Source organism: Shewanella oncorhynchi, assembly GCF_012584455.1.
GTDB lineage: Bacteria > Pseudomonadota > Gammaproteobacteria > Enterobacterales > Shewanellaceae > Shewanella > Shewanella oncorhynchi.
Genome location: NZ_JABAEB010000003.1, coordinates 45722 through 63543, shown reverse-complemented (window position 1 = coordinate 63543; position 17822 = coordinate 45722). Strand labels below are relative to the sequence as shown.

The 17822-nt window shown below is 44.8% G+C and carries 12 protein-coding genes; 7 read left to right on the top strand and 5 right to left on the bottom strand.

Annotated elements, in window-relative coordinates; genetic code table 11:
* Positions 1–87 precede the first annotated feature (87 nt).
* The gene (gene cysS, locus HGO26_RS04760; RefSeq protein ID WP_105252936.1) at positions 88–1467 is read right to left on the bottom strand and encodes a cysteine--tRNA ligase; all 1380 of its coding nucleotides are present in this window, start codon (positions 1465–1467) and stop codon (positions 88–90) included.
* Positions 1468–1607: 140 nt separating this feature from the next.
* Between cysS and HGO26_RS04755 the strand changes: the two genes are divergently transcribed.
* Together HGO26_RS04755 and HGO26_RS04750 are read left to right on the top strand one after the other, a co-directional pair.
* Positions 1608–2102: a peptidylprolyl isomerase gene (locus HGO26_RS04755; RefSeq protein ID WP_105252937.1), complete on the top strand. Its 495-nt coding sequence runs from the start codon at positions 1608–1610 to the stop codon at positions 2100–2102.
* Positions 2103–2110: 8 nt separating this feature from the next.
* Positions 2111–2836 carry a UDP-2,3-diacylglucosamine diphosphatase gene (locus HGO26_RS04750; protein WP_168823649.1) on the top strand — a complete coding sequence of 242 codons (726 nt, stop codon included), beginning with the start codon at positions 2111–2113 and terminating at the stop codon, positions 2834–2836.
* Between the two features lie 166 nt (positions 2837–3002).
* On the opposite strand, the gene miaE is transcribed toward HGO26_RS04750, so the two are convergent.
* Positions 3003–3773, bottom strand: a complete 771-nt coding sequence (gene miaE / locus HGO26_RS04745; RefSeq protein WP_028760473.1) for a tRNA isopentenyl-2-thiomethyl-A-37 hydroxylase MiaE — start codon at positions 3771–3773, stop codon at positions 3003–3005.
* 283 nt (positions 3774–4056) lie between these two features.
* Between miaE and HGO26_RS04740 the strand changes: the two genes are divergently transcribed.
* Positions 4057–4653: a Yip1 family protein gene (locus HGO26_RS04740; RefSeq protein WP_105252940.1), complete on the top strand. Its 597-nt coding sequence runs from the start codon at positions 4057–4059 to the stop codon at positions 4651–4653.
* A gap of 179 nt (positions 4654–4832) precedes the next feature.
* Here the strand turns inward: HGO26_RS04740 and glnS are convergent, their stop codons facing one another.
* From glnS to HGO26_RS04725, 3 genes are all read right to left on the bottom strand, one after another.
* Positions 4833–6503, bottom strand: coding sequence for a glutamine--tRNA ligase (gene glnS, locus HGO26_RS04735; protein ID WP_168823647.1), 1671 nt, complete (start codon positions 6501–6503; stop codon positions 4833–4835).
* A 216-nt stretch (positions 6504–6719) separates the two neighbouring features.
* Positions 6720–9014, bottom strand: coding sequence for a Fe(2+) transporter permease subunit FeoB (feoB, locus tag HGO26_RS04730; protein ID WP_168823645.1), 2295 nt, complete (start codon positions 9012–9014; stop codon positions 6720–6722).
* Entirely contained in the window at positions 9007–9246 is a 240-nt protein-coding gene (locus tag HGO26_RS04725) for a FeoA family protein (RefSeq protein ID WP_028760477.1), read from the bottom strand. The genes feoB and HGO26_RS04725 overlap by 8 nt, the downstream gene beginning before the upstream one ends.
* Before the next feature lie 440 nt (positions 9247–9686).
* Here HGO26_RS04725 and HGO26_RS04720 point away from each other — a divergent pair, with 440 nt between their 5' ends.
* The 4 genes from HGO26_RS04720 (at position 9687) to HGO26_RS04705 (ending at position 17542) form a co-directional block, all read left to right on the top strand.
* Positions 9687–10646, top strand: coding sequence for a DmsE family decaheme c-type cytochrome (locus HGO26_RS04720; protein ID WP_168823643.1), 960 nt, complete (start codon positions 9687–9689; stop codon positions 10644–10646).
* A gap of 13 nt (positions 10647–10659) precedes the next feature.
* A complete protein-coding gene (locus HGO26_RS04715; RefSeq protein ID WP_168823641.1) occupies positions 10660–12810 on the top strand; it encodes an MtrB/PioB family decaheme-associated outer membrane protein in 2151 nt (716 codons plus the stop codon).
* A 35-nt stretch (positions 12811–12845) separates the two neighbouring features.
* Positions 12846–14762, top strand: coding sequence for an OmcA/MtrC family decaheme c-type cytochrome (locus HGO26_RS04710; protein WP_168823639.1), 1917 nt, complete (start codon positions 12846–12848; stop codon positions 14760–14762).
* A 248-nt stretch (positions 14763–15010) separates the two neighbouring features.
* Complete coding sequence (locus tag HGO26_RS04705) at positions 15011–17542, top strand: OmcA/MtrC family decaheme c-type cytochrome (protein ID WP_168823637.1); 2532 nt, start codon at positions 15011–15013, stop codon at positions 17540–17542.
* Positions 17543–17822: the final 280 nt, after the last annotated feature.

Sequence of the window (17822 nt, the reverse complement as noted above, 5' to 3'; positions counted from 1 at the left end):
AAGTTCTAGCAAGCATAAAAAAACCTGCATGATGCAGGTTTTTTATTTACTGAAGATTTTCTTGAATTAAAAATATAGCGAATAAGCTTATTTCTTACGCCAAGTGGTGCCACTTGGACCATCTTCAAGCACAACGCCCAAAATATCTAAACGATTACGCGCCACATCCGCAGCAGCCCAATCCTTTTCGGTACGAGCACGGTTACGCTCAACGATTAAGGCTTCGATTTCGGCCACTTCATCGTCACTACCGCCGCCTTGAAAGAAAGCCTCTGGCTCTTGGCTTAATAGACCTAACACATCCGCTAATTGCTTCAAGGTGACCGCTAACGCAGATGCCTGTGCCATATCGGTCAGTTTTAAACGATTGATCTCACGCACCATATCAAATAGAACGGAATAGGCTTCAGGTGTATTAAAGTCATCATCCATCGCCGCTTTAAACTTAGCAATAAACTCTTCTGCAGGCGCCGCAACGACAGTTAAGTCGACATCTTTAATCGCCGTATACAAACGCTCTAAGGCTGAACGCGCTTGTTTCAAGTTATCTTCTGAATAGTTCAGTTGGCTACGATAATGGCCAGATAATAAGAAATAACGCACAGTTTCAGCATCATAATGACCAAGTACATCGCGAATGGTGAAGAAGTTGCCTAAGGACTTAGACATCTTTTCACGGTCAACCATCACCATGCCAGTGTGCATCCAATAGTTGACGTATGGCGTGTCATGGGCACAGCAAGACTGGGCGATTTCATTCTCATGATGTGGGAACTGTAAGTCAGAGCCGCCGCCATGAATATCAAAATGCAGACCTAAATGTTTGCTGTTCATGGCCGAACATTCGATATGCCAGCCAGGACGACCCGGTCCCCATGGGGATTCCCACGTTGGTTCGCCAGGTTTCGACATTTTCCACAACACAAAATCCATTGGATTTTGCTTGGTTTCGTCCACTTCAACCCGAGCACCGGCTTGCAGTTGATCTAAATTCTGGCCCGATAAACGGCCATAATCAGGATATGAGGCCACGCTGAAAAGCACATCACCATCGCTCGCCACATAGGCATGGCCACGGGCGAGTAATAACTCAACCATGTCGATGATTTCGGCAATATGAAGGGTCGCGCGCGGTTCAAAATCGGGGCGCAACATATTTAGGGCATCGAAGTCTTGGTGCATTTCACCAATAAGACGCTCGGTTAAGGCTTCACAGCTTTCGTTATTCTCGTTAGCGCGCTTGATGATTTTGTCATCAACATCAGTAATATTGCGCTGAAAATTCACTTCATAACCCGCGTAACGCAGGTAGCGCACTATCATGTCGAAAGAAACAAAAGTACGGCCATGACCAATATGACAGAGATCGTATATGGTCACACCACACACGTACATCCCAATTTTCCCGGGATTAATTGGCTTAAATTCCTGTTTTTGGCGGGTAATACTGTTGTAAATCTTCAACATCGATATTCTCTTCAATGATACATTCAGGTGTAAAATCAAGGAGTCAGTCTATCACGGCCTGACAGGTTTTGAATACTGCACTTTGCGCGCAATCCGAGATAAGTTAGAATCGCGCCACTATTTACACAGAGTATGAAAACATGATCACATTACACACTAATTTGGGCGACATTAAACTGCAACTGAACGCTGAAAAAGCACCGTTAACAGTAGCAAACTTCATGAAATATGTTGACGAAGGTTTCTTCGACGGCACTATCTTCCACCGTGTGATTGACGGTTTTATGATCCAAGGTGGTGGCTTCAACGAAGACATGAGCCAAAAGCGTTGTAACGAGCCCGTGAAAAATGAAGCCAATAACGGTTTATCAAACCGCACTGGCACTGTTGCTATGGCCCGTACTTCTGATCCACATTCAGCCACTGCACAGTTCTTCATTAACGTGAACGATAACACTTTCCTCGATTTTAAATCAGAAACCTCACAGGGCTGGGGCTACTGCGTATTCGGCGAAATCGTTGAAGGCATGGATGTTATCGAAAAAATCAAAGCCGTTAGCACTGGTAACCGTGGTATGCATCAAGATGTGCCATTAGAAGCCATTGTGATTGAAAAAGTCAGCGTCGCGGCATAATACGGCGAATGCGAACTCTATTTATAGGTGATCTACACCTGAGTGCAGATCGCCTTGATATCACCCAAGCGTTCACTCGCTTTCTCGACACTGAACTCGATGATGCCGACGCCCTTTATATCCTAGGCGATTTGTTTGAAGTCTGGGTTGGTGATGATATTGCCTTGCCTTTTGCCCTCGACATCGCCGAAAAACTCAAGCAAGTATCACAAAAGTTGCCCGTGTATTTTATCCATGGCAACCGTGACTTCATGCTAGGCAAACAATTTGCGCGCGCCGCAGGCATGCAAATTTTACCCGAAGTCACTCGCCTCAATTTATACGGTGTCGACACTGTAATTTTGCACGGCGACAGCTTATGTACTTTAGATAAGGCCTACCAACGCTTTCGAAAACTGCGCAGTTTATCGCTGTCTCGTTGGCTGTACGGTTATTTATCCAAGAAAACCCGTCAGGGCATTGCTGATAAAATTCGCAGCAAGAGCAAAAGCAGCAATCAACAAAAAAGCTACACCATCATGGATGTAGAGCCCAATGCGGTCGATGTGTTATTTGCCAAGACACACACTAAGCATATGATCCACGGACATACCCACAGACCAGCCATTCATCAACTTGCTAATGGCTGTAAGCGTATAGTGGTTGGCGATTGGTATGAACAAGGCAGTGTGCTCAGTGTGAGCGCTGAAGGGATTTATTTACAGTCCTTACCCTTTGACCAGATGATGACCTAAAGGCATTGGCTTAAGTAGGCCTCATTTAGCGTTACTTAAGCTTAAATGGCTTAAATTTTTAGCTTTAATAGCTTGAAAATACTGTGATTAACGGTTTTTCGAACCGTTAATCGTTTCAGCTATATGGACTTAACTCTACTCGTTTGGGGAAGCAAAGCCGTTCAAATTAATTTAATAGAGGCGACCCACTGTGGAAACGAAACTCATCATCCTGCGCCAAAATCAACTCAGCTTCTAACTCGCCAAAGTACTTCACTCGCTCGCTAATATCCTCAGGTGAAACCAACTGAGCTAACGCAAGATAATCTTGATAATGTCGAGCTTCAGAGCGCAGCAGTGACACATAAAACTTACTCAGCTCACCGTCTAAATAAGGCGCGAGTTTAGCGAAGCGCTCGCACGAGCGAGCCTCAATATATGCCCCTACAATCAACTTATCCCGCAAAATATCTTTCTCATGGGTTGTCACATGACTCATCATGCCCTTGGCATAACGCCCCGCGCGAATATTGCGGTAATCAATACTGCGCTTGTGCATTAAATCCAATACTTGTTCAAAATGATGAAACTCTTCTTTAATCAAGCGGATTAAAGGTGAAACTAAATTCGCAGCAAACTTAAAGTTGGGCTTAGGTATAAGGTCAGTTACCAACTCATTCTTTTTCACATCACGGGCTAAAAAACTTTCCACATCATGTTCTTGCGAATAAATAAACTCTTCATAGGGTTTAGCCCACGCCAACAGAGCTCGACCACTGTCTTTATCTAACGCATATTTTCTTAGCAAAAAAATCGCTGTCTGAGCGGCTTTTAACTCACAGTTACAATGGTCGATCAGCAACTCATCCAAGGAATCTGATTTTATCGCGACATCAATCCAAGTTTGCGGTGTTTCACAGTGAAGAAATGCGTGGATGGGGGCAAGAAGTTGCAGCATGGACTCACTCAATATCATTCTGAATATCGCGCTATTTTACGCATATTTACTCATAAGCTATAGCATTAGGCTTAAGTAAACTTGACGCGCTGAACTTTTTGTTCAATAAATAATCTACACTCTAAAGAACTGAGATCCTGATCACACAGCCTCTCACTTCTCTATGTGTAACCAATCGATGGATAAAGAGACAGGACACCATTTTAACCTCGATTGTAGAGCTGTTATCAGCTCGTCTGACGTTTGGCGAGCCATTCATCAATGCTGAACAAGGATAATTATAATGATACTGAATCACTTAATGGGGCTATACACTCATCCAAAACAAGAGTGGCAAACAATTGAAAAAAACCATGAGGCACTGAAAAGTAGCTTAAGTCATGTAGTTCTTATCGCCTTAATTCCGGCGGTGTGCAGCTACATTGCTACGGCTTACATTGGCTGGAATCCTGGCGCAGGCGATCCTATTTACCTTACACCACAAAGCGCCCTGTTTATGTCTGCAGGCATGTATTTAGGCCTGATTGCAGGTGTATTCGCCCTTGCCTATTTAGCCTATTGGATGGCAAAAACCTTCGATGCTAACCCAACTTACACCCAAGCATTAGAGCTCGCGTCCTACACTGCAACCCCGTTGTTTATGGTCGGTTTAGCCGCATTATATCCAGTGCTATGGTTTATCATGATAGTGGGGTTGATTGGTTTAGCCTACTCAGTCTATTTACTGTACGCGGGGGTGCCTATCATTATGAATATCCCTGAAGAGAAAGGTTTTATCTACGCTAGCTCTATGGTGACAGCAGGCTTAGTACTCTTGGTGGGGCTAATGGCAACTAGTGTCATTTTATGGAGCTTAGGCTTTGGTCCTATGTACCAATAACCATTTTAATTCATCACAAATTTAATCAACAGCAACTCAAGCTCTACGTCGCAATTGATTTGTAGCAGAAAATAAAAAAGAAGGCCGCAAAGGCCTTCTTTTTTGAGTTGAATTAACGCTTTGAGCGAGTTAGCAGATCAGTTTGACTCATTCAGTCAAACAGCTCCACTTAAGCAAAATCACTCGAAAGAATCACGCAGCGCTACGGTTAAGTTAAACACTAAATTATCCGGCGATGAATCTTTGCTGTCAGCGCAGAAATAGCCTTCACGCTCAAACTGATAGGCTTGTTCCGCAGGTGCATTCACTAGGCTTGCTTCTGCAAAACCTTGTACAACGATCAATGATTCAGGGTTTAACACTTCATCCACAGTCTCTGCCGCAGCAGGATTAGGATCGGTAAATAAACGCTGATAGAGACGGAATTCAGCAGGCTTAGCTGTAGATGCCTCAACCCAATGGATCACGCCTTTAACTTTACGGCCATCAGCAGGGTTTTTACCTAAAGTTTCAGGATCATAAGTACAGTAAACCGTCGTGATATTGCCTTCGCTGTCTTTGTCACAACGTTCAGCTTTAATCACATAGGCATTACGTAAACGCACTTCTTTGCCTGTAACTAAGCGTTTGTATTGTTTGTTGGCTTCTTCTTTAAAGTCAGCCACATCGATCAATATTTCTCGGCCAAAGGCTAATTCACGCGTCCCCATGCTCTCATCATTTGGATGAGCGGCCGCTTGAATGTACTCAAGTTCACCTTCAGCATAGTTTTCAATGATGACTTTCAATGGACGTAATACGGCCATCGCACGCGGTGCATGTTCGTTCAATTCTTCACGAATACACGCATCTAACATGCCGACTTCAATCATATTCTCTTGCTTAGTCACGCCGATACGTTGGCAGAACTCACGAATTGAAGCCGGTGTGTAACCACGGCGACGTAAGCCTGCAATCGTTGGCATACGTGGGTCATCCCAACCTGACACGAGTTTACGGGTCACAAGGTCGTTCAGCTTACGTTTAGACATCAAGGTATATTCGAGATTTAAGCGGGAAAACTCGTATTGACGAGTACGATTCGGCGCTTGAAAATCGTTCAAATTATCCAACACCCAATCATATAAACGACGGTTGTCTTGGAACTCTAATGTACATAAAGAGTGGGTAATATGTTCTAACGCATCAGAAATACAGTGCGTGAAGTCGTACATTGGGTAAATGCACCACTTGTCACCTGTTTGATGATGATGGGCAAAACGAATACGGTAGATGATAGGATCGCGCATACACATGAATGGCGATGCCATATCAATTTTGGCACGCAATGCGCACTCGCCTTCTTTAAAACTACCGTCGCGCATCTTAGCGAATAAGGCGAGGTTTTCTTCGACTGATGTGTCGCGGAAAGGACTGTTTTTACCTGGCTCTTTTAACGTACCACGGTATTCACGGGTTTCATCTGCATTCAAAAAACACACATAAGCCAAACCTTTATTAATCAGTTCAACCGCATATTGATGTAACTGATCAAAATAGTTTGATGAATAGCGAACGTCACCATCCCACTGGAATCCAAGCCAACGCACATCCGCCTGAATAGAATTCACATAATCAATGTCTTCTTTTTCAGGATTAGTATCGTCAAAACGTAAATTACACAGACCGTTATAGTCTCGCGCTATCCCAAAATTTAAGCAGATAGATTTAGCATGACCAATATGAAGATAGCCATTCGGTTCCGGCGGGAAACGAGTCTGTACACTCGTGTGCTTACCGCTTTGTAAATCTTCATCTATGATATTACGAATAAAGTTACTCGGACGTACTTCAGTGTCCACATGACTCATGGAATTCCTCTTTGCGAACAATGGCAATTTTAAGAAAACCAGCATGATCCTACAGATCACCACTAGTTACAATGCCTAGGGTTAAAAACTCTGGTTTTTGACTGTTTGGGGTTATAACCGCGATAGTAAAACAATAAAAGCAGCCATGAAAGCTGCTTTTATCTTTGACCTAACTAAGCTGACATTTATTATTCAGTCACGCCGACTCAGTAAATCTTACTCGGTGATAATGCGGATCCCAGGAATAATCTGCTGGCTTCTTTTACCCTTACGTTTCAACCACAGATAAAAAGCGGCTAATGCAAACAAGAAGAAACCAATCCACAGACTTGATTGAACTGGGTGCTGCGTAAAGGTAGCGGCTTGATAAACTACCGTTGCAGAACCATAAGCCAGTGAGAAAGTCCACGTTGCCGCGAACGTCGCCCACCGAGAACCAAACTCATGCACTAAGGCGCCCATTGCCGCAACACAAGGAGTATAAAGTAAGATAAACAGCAAATAGGAGAAAGCCGCAACTTTACCACTAAAACCTGCTTGTAAAGCACCGAAAGTCGATGTCGCAACACCTTGTTCTTCAGCAACGGTTTCTTTATTGGTTAAATCACCGACCGACAGTTTAAGCGGATCTTCAAGATCTAAACCAAACAAGTTAGTTGGAATCGTTGCCAGAGCCGCATTAAAGCTTTCACTCAATGGTGCAAGTTCTTCATCTGTCGGCGCCGCGCTGCTGTATAGACTGTTTAAGGTACCAACAACCGCTTCTTTGGCGAAAATACCCGTGATAATACCGACGGTTGCAGGCCAGTTATCCTGCTCTATGCCCATAGGCGAGAAGATAGGCGTGATTTTTTGACTCGCGACACTCAGCAAAGATGCTTGGCTATCTTCATGGCCAAATGTGCCATCAACACCAATAGCATTGATGAAGTTCAATAAGGTCACGACTAGAACAATCGTTTTACCTGCGCCTAAAATAAAACTCTTAGTGCGTTTACCTGTACGAACCATAACAGCTTTCAGCTTAGGTAGTTCATAACTTGGTAGCTCCATCACCACTGCACTACTGCTGCCGGGTAATAAAGTGCTTCTGAGTAATAAACCCGTACCGATAGCGGCAAAGATACCAATAATATACAGCAAGAAGACTAAATTCTGACCTGAATCGGGAAAGAAAGCCGCCGCAAAAAGTGCGTAAACCGGAAGACGTGCACCACAGGACATAAATGGCGCCATCATCCCTGTCACAATACGCTCACGCTCACTGCCTAAGGTTCGCGTAGCCATAATTGCCGGCACTGAACAACCAAAACCGACAATCATAGGAACGAATGCTTTACCAGGCAGGCCAATACGACGCATTAAACCGTCAACCACAAATGCAGCGCGTGCCATGTAGCCAGAACTTTCGAGGATCGACAAACCGAGGAAAAGCGCCGCAATAACAGGAATAAAGGTTGATACGGTTTGAATGCCTTGGCCGACACCGCCCGCTAAGATAGTGACCAACCAAGCCGGAGAGCCCATGCTCGTCAAGAATGAACCGAAGTGATCGACAAACAGTGCGCCAGCAAAAACATCAAAGAAATCAATAAAAGCACTGCCAATATTAATGCTGAACATAAACATCAAATACATCACAAACAAGAACACAGGAATGCCAAGCACAGGATGTAAAACGAGTTTATCTAATTTGTCACTGAGGGTGAGGAACCCTGACTCTTTCACTGAACCTTGAAAAACTTGTTCAACGAAATTAAAGCGCGTGGTCGCCACCATCACTTCAATATCATGGCCTTGCTGAGCGATAATCTGAGTACAGGAATTCACTTCATCCTGCAGTTCAGCATTTTTACAGCTACCACAACCCGAACCATTACCTAGCATAGCCAAAGCGCGGCCGCGACTTAATTGTTCATCTTTGCTGCAGAGTAACTGCACGCCCGCTTCAATTTGTTCATCATAATGAAGCACTAATGGGGCTTCTGAGACTCGGCCTTGAAGTAAATCGAGTACCTGTGCCTGCACTTTAGCGACATCGGCAGGATCTCGCGAACACACGCCAATCACAGGGCAACCCAGCTCTTGGCTCATTTTCTTTAAATCGACTTTAATCCCACGTTTGACAGCCGAATCAATTTTATTCAGCACCACTACCATAGGGATAGCGAGTTCACGCAATTGGGCTGTGAGATATAAGTGACGTTCGATATTAGTGGCATCGACTAAATTGATAATGCCATCGACACGTTGCTCGGCAAGGTATTGCTGCGCAATTTGCTCATCAAGTGAACAATCGCAACTATTACCCGCAGGAAGAAGATCGTAAATACCCGGTAAGTCTGTCAGATAGACGTCAGCACCGTTTAAGGTGAAATGACCAGTCTTTTTTTCGACCGTAACACCAGACCAGTTACCCACTTGCTGATTTGCGCCTGTTAGCGCGTTAAAGAGTGTAGATTTACCCGCGTTAGGGTTTCCTACTGTGACGCAATGAAACTGCTTAGCCATTCGTCTTTTCCACCTCAATGATGTCTGCCAAATCTCTGCGCATACAAAGTTTACTACCACGAATATCCAGTTCGAGACCAGAACCCATAGGTGCGTATCGGATCAATAAAAAACGCGTATTTGGCGTGATCCCCATGGACAACAACTTGCGCTTCACGGTTTGTGGCAGCGCCAAACGCCCCACTTCAGAAATAAGACCGCGATCGCCGGGACTGAGTTCGCTTAACTTCATTACGTATTCCACCTTGCAACAGGTTCAGCTCGAAAAACTGCGCCCATTGTAACCGAGCGATGACACTAATAACTTTACCTAGATCAAGATTTTTGATTGGTAACGATAATAGTTTTCAATTGTGTTGGGTATTATGTGATAAAAATTCCAATGAATAAACGACCAACCGAAAATAAAAATCTGCACCTTTGCATTAGTGACTATGAAGCGATGCACAGAAGTCAAAACGCTGTAAACAAATCCCACCCGAAGCAAGTGTGATCAAAATCACACTTAATCTATATCGCCTGTAAAATCATCCCTCTTTACAGTGAAAAGACCCCGCAATGTTAAGCACGTGTCACACACTTGTTCTAATATTAACCGAGCTAAATAAGCTAAATTAGCAATGTCGAAAGCGTAAAAATAACAAATATAAATGCACTCGGGAAAACATAACCATGGAAATAGGGCTAAAGTTCAGAAGCATAGCTAAGGCTATGCTATGTATTTTGTTATCAATCGCAAGCGTTTCGGCCTCAGCGACCCCTTGGGATGACAAAAAACCAGAAGAAGTTGTTGCGACATTAGACAAAAAATTCGCCGAAGGTAAGTATTCCGCTAAAGGCGCTGATACTTGCCTGATGTGCCACAAAAAAAGTGCCGTGGTGATGGCAATATTTGAGGGGGTTCATGGCAACCCCAATGTGAAAGGTTCACCCATGGCCGATTTGCAGTGCGAAGCCTGCCACGGCCCGTTAGGGAATCATAATAAAGGTGGCAAAGAGCCGATGATCACCTTTGGCGCGAACTCCCCTGTTCCAGCGCAAAAGCAAAACAGTGTCTGCATGAGTTGCCACAATGACAGTCAACGTACTGCATGGAAAGGCAATCACCACGATAACGCCGATGTCGCCTGTAGCAGCTGCCATCAAGTGCATGCCGCAAAAGATCCTATCAGCGATAAAGCCAATGAAGTCACCATTTGTACCCAGTGCCATACCCAACAAAAAGCCGATATGCACAAGCGCTCGGCGCATCCATTACAGTGGCAACAAATGGTGTGCAGTGACTGCCATAATCCCCACGGCAGTTTAAACGATTCAAGCTTGAAGCAAATGAGTGTTAATGAAAATTGCTATAGCTGTCATGCCGAAAAACGCGGCCCTAAACTGTGGGATCATGCCCCCGTCACCGACAACTGCGCTAATTGCCATAATCCCCACGGCAGCGTGAACGAAGCCATGCTGATCAGCAAACCGCCACAACTGTGTCAGCAGTGCCACGCTTCGGATGGCCATAGCAGTAATGCCTATTTTGGCAATCAAACCAATGCCTTCACTTCTGGTAATTCCTGTATGAATTGTCACGGACAAGTGCATGGCTCTAACCATCCTTCTGGCAAATTACTGCAGAGATAACAAGGGAATGATCATGCGAACAGCTAAAATGTCTCACCCTAGCGCTTATTTCTCCCTCACTTTGCTGGCTTGGGCGATAAGCGGTGTTTTGACTCAAGCACACGCCGAAGGTTATGAGCTGCAAGAAGCGAATCGAAGTAGCATAAAGACAGAGGCATGGAGCTGTAAGCAATGCCAACCTAAGACAGGGGATATTGGCAATGTCAGTGCCAGCCTCGCTTACAACGATAGTGAGGACAGCCGTTTCGGTAACAGTACTGGAACAGATAATCATGGTCTCGTTGGTGCCGTCGGTGCGGATATGGTGTACAAAACACCGTCGGGTTATCAAACCGAGCTGGTCGCGGATAAGTTAGGTTTTGATGCGGGCTCAGCCAAGCTCACAACAGGAAGGCCGGGAAACTATCAAATCAACTTGGGTTATAGAGGCTTAGCAAACTATAACCATAATCAACTCAAAAGCCCCTATACCTCAGTGCAAGATAAAATGTTATTGCCCGATAACTGGATAACAGGCGGCACAACGCAATCTATGCCTATGTTACAGAGCAGCCTTGTTAGCCAAGATTTAAGTATTCAACGTGATCGCTTTAGTATCGGTGGTTACTACGCTGGCAAAATATCACCTGAAGGTGACAATAACAGTCACTACAAAGCCTCGCTAAACTATCAGCATGAAGACCGCAGTGGCGCAAAAAAGACCAGTGCCAATATACTCACCAATAGCGTTATGCTAGCCCAACCAATTGATGACAGTACTGATGAAGTCGATGCGAGAGTTTATTTTAACGGTTCAGGCTGGCAAGCAGGCATCAATAGCCAGATCAGCCAATATAAAAATGATCACCAAGCCATGCTGTGGCAGTCTGCCTACACTCCCACCTTTGGTGCAGCATACCTAGGTCAGAATGCGGTCGACCCCGACAATAAAGCCTACCGAGTTGCCGCAGAAGCCTCAGGGGGGGCAAATGGTCAAAATGTATTGATGCACGCAGGCTTTAGCCGTATGACCCAAGATGACACATTTATTCCTGCCACCATCAATGGCCCATCGCCCGTCCTGCCTGCGGATACCTTAAATGGCCAAGTTGATATTGTAGAGATGGACCTTAAATATTCAGGACGGATCAACCAAGATTTAAGCATGCAGGCAAGCTACAACTATCAAGACAGAGATAATAAAACGGCTCAATTAGACTTTCCGCAGATCATCACCGACAGTATTAATCAAGGCACAGCCCAAAATAGCCTTTATGATAAGCGCACCAAAAAACTCGAACTCAAAAGCAAATACCGTTTTACCTCAGCGGTTTATGCCGAAGCGGGTTACAGCCATAATGAAAACGATTATGCCGAACTCGACCGCCAATCCATCGATGAATCTGGCGTGTTTGCTAAACTAAGTTATCGCTATTCACCCGCATGGTCAGCTTGGTTGAAAGGAGAAGCACTAGAGCGAGATGGCAGTGAATATCATCCCGTCGCAACCACTCAAAGTTCAAGTAATCCTTGGCTACGTAAATCCTACCTTGCCGATAGAAAAAGGCAGAAAGTCACCTTACACACGGATTATCAGAGCGATATTGGTCTATCTCTTGGTGCCAGCTTACACAGCATTAATGACGACTATCATCATACCTTCGTTGGTCTAACTCAGGTGTCCTATCTCGGTTACGACTTGTCAGCCCAATATATGCTGAGCAGTGACCTCAATTTAACCGCCTTTGTTAACCAAGATTGGCGCGATTCAGACCAAGCGGGCAGTAATTCCTTCTCGACACCCGATTGGTACAGCACTGCCGAGGAAAAATCGACCTTGATTGGTGCAGGGCTTAGTTATCAAAACCTGTTCGATCATCACCTCGATATTGGTTTGGATTACAGCTATTCCGATGGACAGAGTGATACAGAAGTGACCTACGGCATCACCAGTCCCTATGGCGATTTTTACGCCCGCAAACACAATATTAATGCCTACGCCAAATATAAGTTTGCCGACAGTATTTCGCTGCGCGTCGATTGGTTATTCGAAAAATATCAAGATGCTAACTGGCAAAACCAAGGCACAAGCTGGGACACGATTCCCAACGTACTCAGTTTTGGTGATCTGGGCCACGACTACAACGCTCACTATTTAGGCTTGACCTTAAGCTACCAAATGTAACTTAGGCACTGACAGCGCATTCCAAGGATAGAAATATGAACAAGTTTGCAAAAATTCGCACTCAATTCAGTCTTATGCTGGCCTTAGTCTCGCTATTAAGCGCCTGTGGCGGTGATAACGGCCAAGATGGTAATCCCGGTGAGCCTGCGAAACCGCCTGCATTAACGATAACTAACCTTAACATCATGGTCGATAAAGTCGCGATGACAGATGGCATTGCTCAAGTGGATTTTCAAGTAAGCAATCAAGATGATGAAGCCGTGATTGGTATCCCATCGGCGACATTTATTGCTGCGCAGCTTCTCCCCCAAGGTTATACAGGCGCGGGGAATAGCAGTGAATGGCAGCACTTTACCGCTGAAACCTGCGCGGCAACTTGCCCTGGCAGTCTCACAGATCATAAAAACGGTCACTACAGTTATACCTTCAGCGCCGCATTTAATGGCATGAATGGAGTGACGTTTATGCCCGAAGCGACCCAAAGAATGGTGGTCAAAATTGGCGGCGATAAACTTGCCGATAACACGCCCTTACCTATAACCAATCAGCATTATGACTGGCAATCTTCAGGTAGTAATGTCGCTTACACCCGCAACTTAGTCACAATAGAGACCTGTAATAGTTGCCACAGTAATCTAGCTTTCCATGGCAGTAGATATGATCAAATCGAAACCTGCGTCACCTGCCATACCAGCAAAAAAGTCAGTAACCCTGATATTTTCCCACAAATGATCCACAGCAAACATTTAACCGGCTTCCCGCAACCCATTAGTGACTGCCAAACCTGTCACGTCGATAAGGCTGAGTTAACCGAACAGCAAAACTGGCGCAGAGTCCCGACCATGCAAGCCTGTGGTGCCTGTCATACACAGATCAATTTCCCCGCAGGCGAAGGACACCCAGTGCAAATAGATAACAGTAACTGCGTGGCGTGTCATAATGCCGACTGGACCGCAAGCGTACACAGTGATGAAGCTAAAAACGCGGCACTGATGCAATTTAGCCCAAGCATCACCAGCGCCAGTATGGATGCCAATGGTACGGTCACTGTTGCGGTTAAGCTGATGAATCCAGCCACAGGAACTGTGTATAGCGAAAGTGCCGATAAACTAAAATTTATCAATGATTTAAGGGTATATGCCAACTGGGGAACCAGTTTTGATTATGCGACCCGTTCAGCTCGCTCGATTAAACTGCCGGAATCCACCCCCATATCAGGCTCTAATGGCATTTATACCTATACGATAGCGGGCCTTACCGTGCCAGCAGGCACTGAAACGGATCATGGCGGACTTGCGATTCAAGGCAGAGTCTGTGCCAAAGATAAAGTACTGGTTGATTGCACGACTGAACTGGCGGAAGTGTTAGTGATTAAATCCAGCCACAGTTATTTTGATATGGCAGCATTGAGCAATGAAGGTCGTCGTAGCGTTGTGAGTAATGCAAGCTGCGGTAATTGCCATGGTGATCAAAAACTGAATATTCACGGCTCACGTAACGATCTCGATGGTCAATGCCAGCTATGCCATAACGCCAATATGCTGGCCGATGCGACGGCAGCCAATCCTTCAATCACGTCATTTGACTTTAAGCAGCTGATCCACGGTATTCACACCAGTCAATTCACGGGGTTTGAAAACCTAAACTACCCAGGAAAAATCGGTAACTGTGCCCAATGCCATGTTAACGATACTGCGGGAATTTCTACCGTCGCCCTCCCCTTAAATTCAGCGGTGCAACCCCTTGCCCTCAATAACGGCACTTTTACCAGCCCAATTGCCGCTGTGTGTAGCAACTGCCATTCAAATACCAGCACTCATAACCACATGGCTCAGCAAGGTGCTGTTTTTGCAGGTACAAAATCCGATGCAACCGCAGGAACTGAAACCTGTGCTTTCTGTCATGGACAGGGCGGAGTCGCGGACGTGTTGAAAGTGCATCCAATAAACTAACCCTATGATGCTGGCCTAAAAAGGCCAGCAACTGCAGATATAAAAGGAACTCATACGATGCAGCCATCTACTCCTAAAGAAATAGTCAGATCTCAGTCACATTACCCGCCTAAAGTGACTGATAAATACCAGTGACTTAGTTAGCCTTACAGATGGAAAACTAATTCCACACATCTTATGCGGGTAATGAGATTTATTCTTATTTGCCAAGCGTTTGATGATGATTACAACTATTGCAGGGAAATATCATGATGAAACGGTTCAATTTCAATACCGCAACAAAAGCGATGTTGGGTGCCGGTTTACTCTCTCTACTACTCGCCGGTTGCGGTGGTAGTGACGGTAAAGATGGTGAAGACGGAAAACCGGGTCCGGTAGGCTTAGACATAAGTCAAGCCACCACACTCAAAGCCACACTTGAAGATGTAAAAATTGACAACGGCACTGTTAGCGTAGACATAGTACTAACGAATGCGAATGGCGTTCCTGTGACGGGCCTAGAGCAATACGCTCAAATCAATACTATCGGATTGGGTATTGCAAAACTTACCCCTGAAAGTGGCAAAGGTTACAAAACACCTCAATGGGTCAGCTATATCAACTCAGTGAAAGCAGCTGATCCTGCACGCAGTCTTGCAAATTATAGCTATACCGATGGTAAAGATAGCGCTGGCAATCCTATTACTAAAGAAGTGAAATTTACACCTGGTGATGCTATTCAAGCGAACATCGAATCTAGTTGTAAAACCACTTGTTTAACAGTGGTTGATAGTGGCGTTTACCGCTATACCTTCCAAACCAATTTAAGTACTTTGCCCGCTATTGAAGGTCTCGATTTAACCTACGACCCAACATTAATACATCGCATTACTTTAGAACTTCAAACCGATGGCAGTAAAGATGCCAAGTTAGTCAACAGCCATATCGACTTCTTACCAAGCGATAACTTTAGAGTAGCTAAAGAGACGGAAACGCGTACGGTTGTCGATTTAGAAGCGAACTGTATCAAGTGTCACAGCACAAATTATAGCGATACATCTTCTACTGCTAAGCCATTAGCACTACATGGCGGAAGACGGATCGGAATAGCAAACTGTCAAGTTTGTCATACCAGCTACAGTAAAGATCCAGAAACAGGATCACCTTTGGATATGGGCGCCATGGTTCATGCCATTCACAAAGGTACTTACGCTATGGTGGGTTACAGCGGAACGGCTTATGACTTTAGCGGTACTATGGCTAAAGCTGCGGCTGAAAGTGGCTACCCACAATACCGTGAAGGTAAAGACGTTTCTGAACGAGTCACTCTGCCAGTCTCTATCGGGAACTGCCAGTCTTGCCATAGCACAGATGACAAAGGACCCGTTGATGCCGCAAGCTTTAAACATCACAAAGGTTTAGCCTGCGCATCTTGTCACATGTCAGGTTTTAATCCAGTAGATAACAGTGAATGGTTAACACCACCTGAAGGTCAAAAAGACCGTGGTTTCGTTGGTAACTATTTCCATTACTATGCAACACCTGAAATTGACGGTATTCCAGGTGCAAACCTAGTCAATGTATTCCAAAATGGAGGTTGCGCTTCTTGTCACGCCGAACAAGGTGAAGAAGGCAGCGCTAAATATCACTTAGCAAAAGCTAATGCCACTAAGTTACTGCGAACTGAATATGCCTATAAATTAGAAAATGGCACATTTGATGTGGCTAAAGGAGAGTTAACATTCACAGTCAATTGGCACAGTGATGTTGCTCCACATCAAGATCCTAAAGTGAAAGAGTTTTGGGTCAGCTTAACGGCATTCAATGGCACTGAATACACCATGGGCCCACGTCCATCTAATGGTACTTTAGGTCGTAGCGAAAACCGTATTTCTGTAAATTTGGCCAAAGTTGAGACTAACGCTAACTTAACAGCGGTACCAAATGGCTCAAAAGTAACATACACATTAACAGGCATTAAAGCTGTTATTGGCACAAGTTCTGTTCCATACAAACAAATTGTTAGTATTGGTAAAGGCTTCATGGACGGCAAATTGCTGATCTGTGCAAACTCTGCAGAACTCGATCCAACAATGGATGCTGCGATTGATTGTAGTAACACTGAAGCACCAATCTACGAAGTGATTGTTGGCAGTAATAAAGCTTCATTCTCTGCCGATGCAAGTAATGTTACCGCACGTAGCATAGTCATCTCTGAAGCAAAATGTGCTAACTGTCATGGTGAGAAAGCTGACTTTTCAGCCTCTCATGCGCTGACCCATGCGGCAGACAAGCCTGATAACAGCTGTGGTACTTGTCACTCTGCTGTACCTAATACCGCGGTAGCTTTAGCCGATGGTAGTTGTGTGGCTTGTCACAATGGCGCTCCTGCTCACAGTAAAAAGCCATTTGAACGTGGTTTTGACTTTAAAGTCATGATCCACCAAATTCACGCTGATACTCGCAGTGTTCGCCGTTTAACAACAGATGCAGCAACCTTCCCTGAAAACCCAGCGAACTGCGCGGCTTGTCATGATAAAGGTCAACTTAGCTTAGCTACACTAGGCAATAAACCTGCGTTCTTAGCAAGTACTGGTGAATACTCACCAACCGTTGCAGCTTGTGCATCTTGCCATGCAACGACCGCAACTGACAGCGCAGTGATAGGCCACTTCGAAACCAATGGTGGTGTATATAACGCTGCTGCTGGCACTTACACTCCTGGTAGCGAAACCTGTGCGACCTGCCATGGTGAAGGTAAATCATTTGGTGTGGATAAAGTTCACCCAGTGAAATACTAATATGGAACCGAGTAACGAATCGCAACTCAGTCGTTACTCACATTAAATTCAGCAAAATCCCCCGCAGTGCGGGGGATTTTATTTACATAACAGCAACCCCATTCAAACCTTGCTTTTATAGTATAAAGTCAACGCACATTACCCAGATAAAATCCGCTGTTTTTTTGTTCTAAAATCATTTTTACCTCTCGCTTTAAATACCTCTTTAGAAATAGAAAGATCCAAGTCACACATTAGCAAAGGCCTTGGAGATTTTAAGGTCATGTTAGGTTAGCCTTTC

What these genes read in the sequence shown, in the direction of transcription:
- cysS (WP_105252936.1), bottom strand. Translation starts at nt 1,467, where the DNA reads ATGTTGAAGATTTACAACAGTATTACCCGCCAAAAACAGGAATTTAAG.
- HGO26_RS04755 (WP_105252937.1), top strand. Translation starts at nt 1,608, where the DNA reads ATGATCACATTACACACTAATTTGGGCGACATTAAACTGCAACTGAAC.
- HGO26_RS04750 (WP_168823649.1), top strand. Translation starts at nt 2,111, where the DNA reads ATGCGAACTCTATTTATAGGTGATCTACACCTGAGTGCAGATCGCCTT.
- miaE (WP_028760473.1), bottom strand. Translation starts at nt 3,773, where the DNA reads ATGCTGCAACTTCTTGCCCCCATCCACGCATTTCTTCACTGTGAAACA.
- HGO26_RS04740 (WP_105252940.1), top strand. Translation starts at nt 4,057, where the DNA reads ATGATACTGAATCACTTAATGGGGCTATACACTCATCCAAAACAAGAG.
- glnS (WP_168823647.1), bottom strand. Translation starts at nt 6,503, where the DNA reads ATGAGTCATGTGGACACTGAAGTACGTCCGAGTAACTTTATTCGTAAT.
- feoB (WP_168823645.1), bottom strand. Translation starts at nt 9,014, where the DNA reads ATGGCTAAGCAGTTTCATTGCGTCACAGTAGGAAACCCTAACGCGGGT.
- HGO26_RS04725 (WP_028760477.1), bottom strand. Translation starts at nt 9,246, where the DNA reads ATGAAGTTAAGCGAACTCAGTCCCGGCGATCGCGGTCTTATTTCTGAA.
- HGO26_RS04720 (WP_168823643.1), top strand. Translation starts at nt 9,687, where the DNA reads ATGGAAATAGGGCTAAAGTTCAGAAGCATAGCTAAGGCTATGCTATGT.
- HGO26_RS04715 (WP_168823641.1), top strand. Translation starts at nt 10,660, where the DNA reads ATGCGAACAGCTAAAATGTCTCACCCTAGCGCTTATTTCTCCCTCACT.
- HGO26_RS04710 (WP_168823639.1), top strand. Translation starts at nt 12,846, where the DNA reads ATGAACAAGTTTGCAAAAATTCGCACTCAATTCAGTCTTATGCTGGCC.
- HGO26_RS04705 (WP_168823637.1), top strand. Translation starts at nt 15,011, where the DNA reads ATGATGAAACGGTTCAATTTCAATACCGCAACAAAAGCGATGTTGGGT.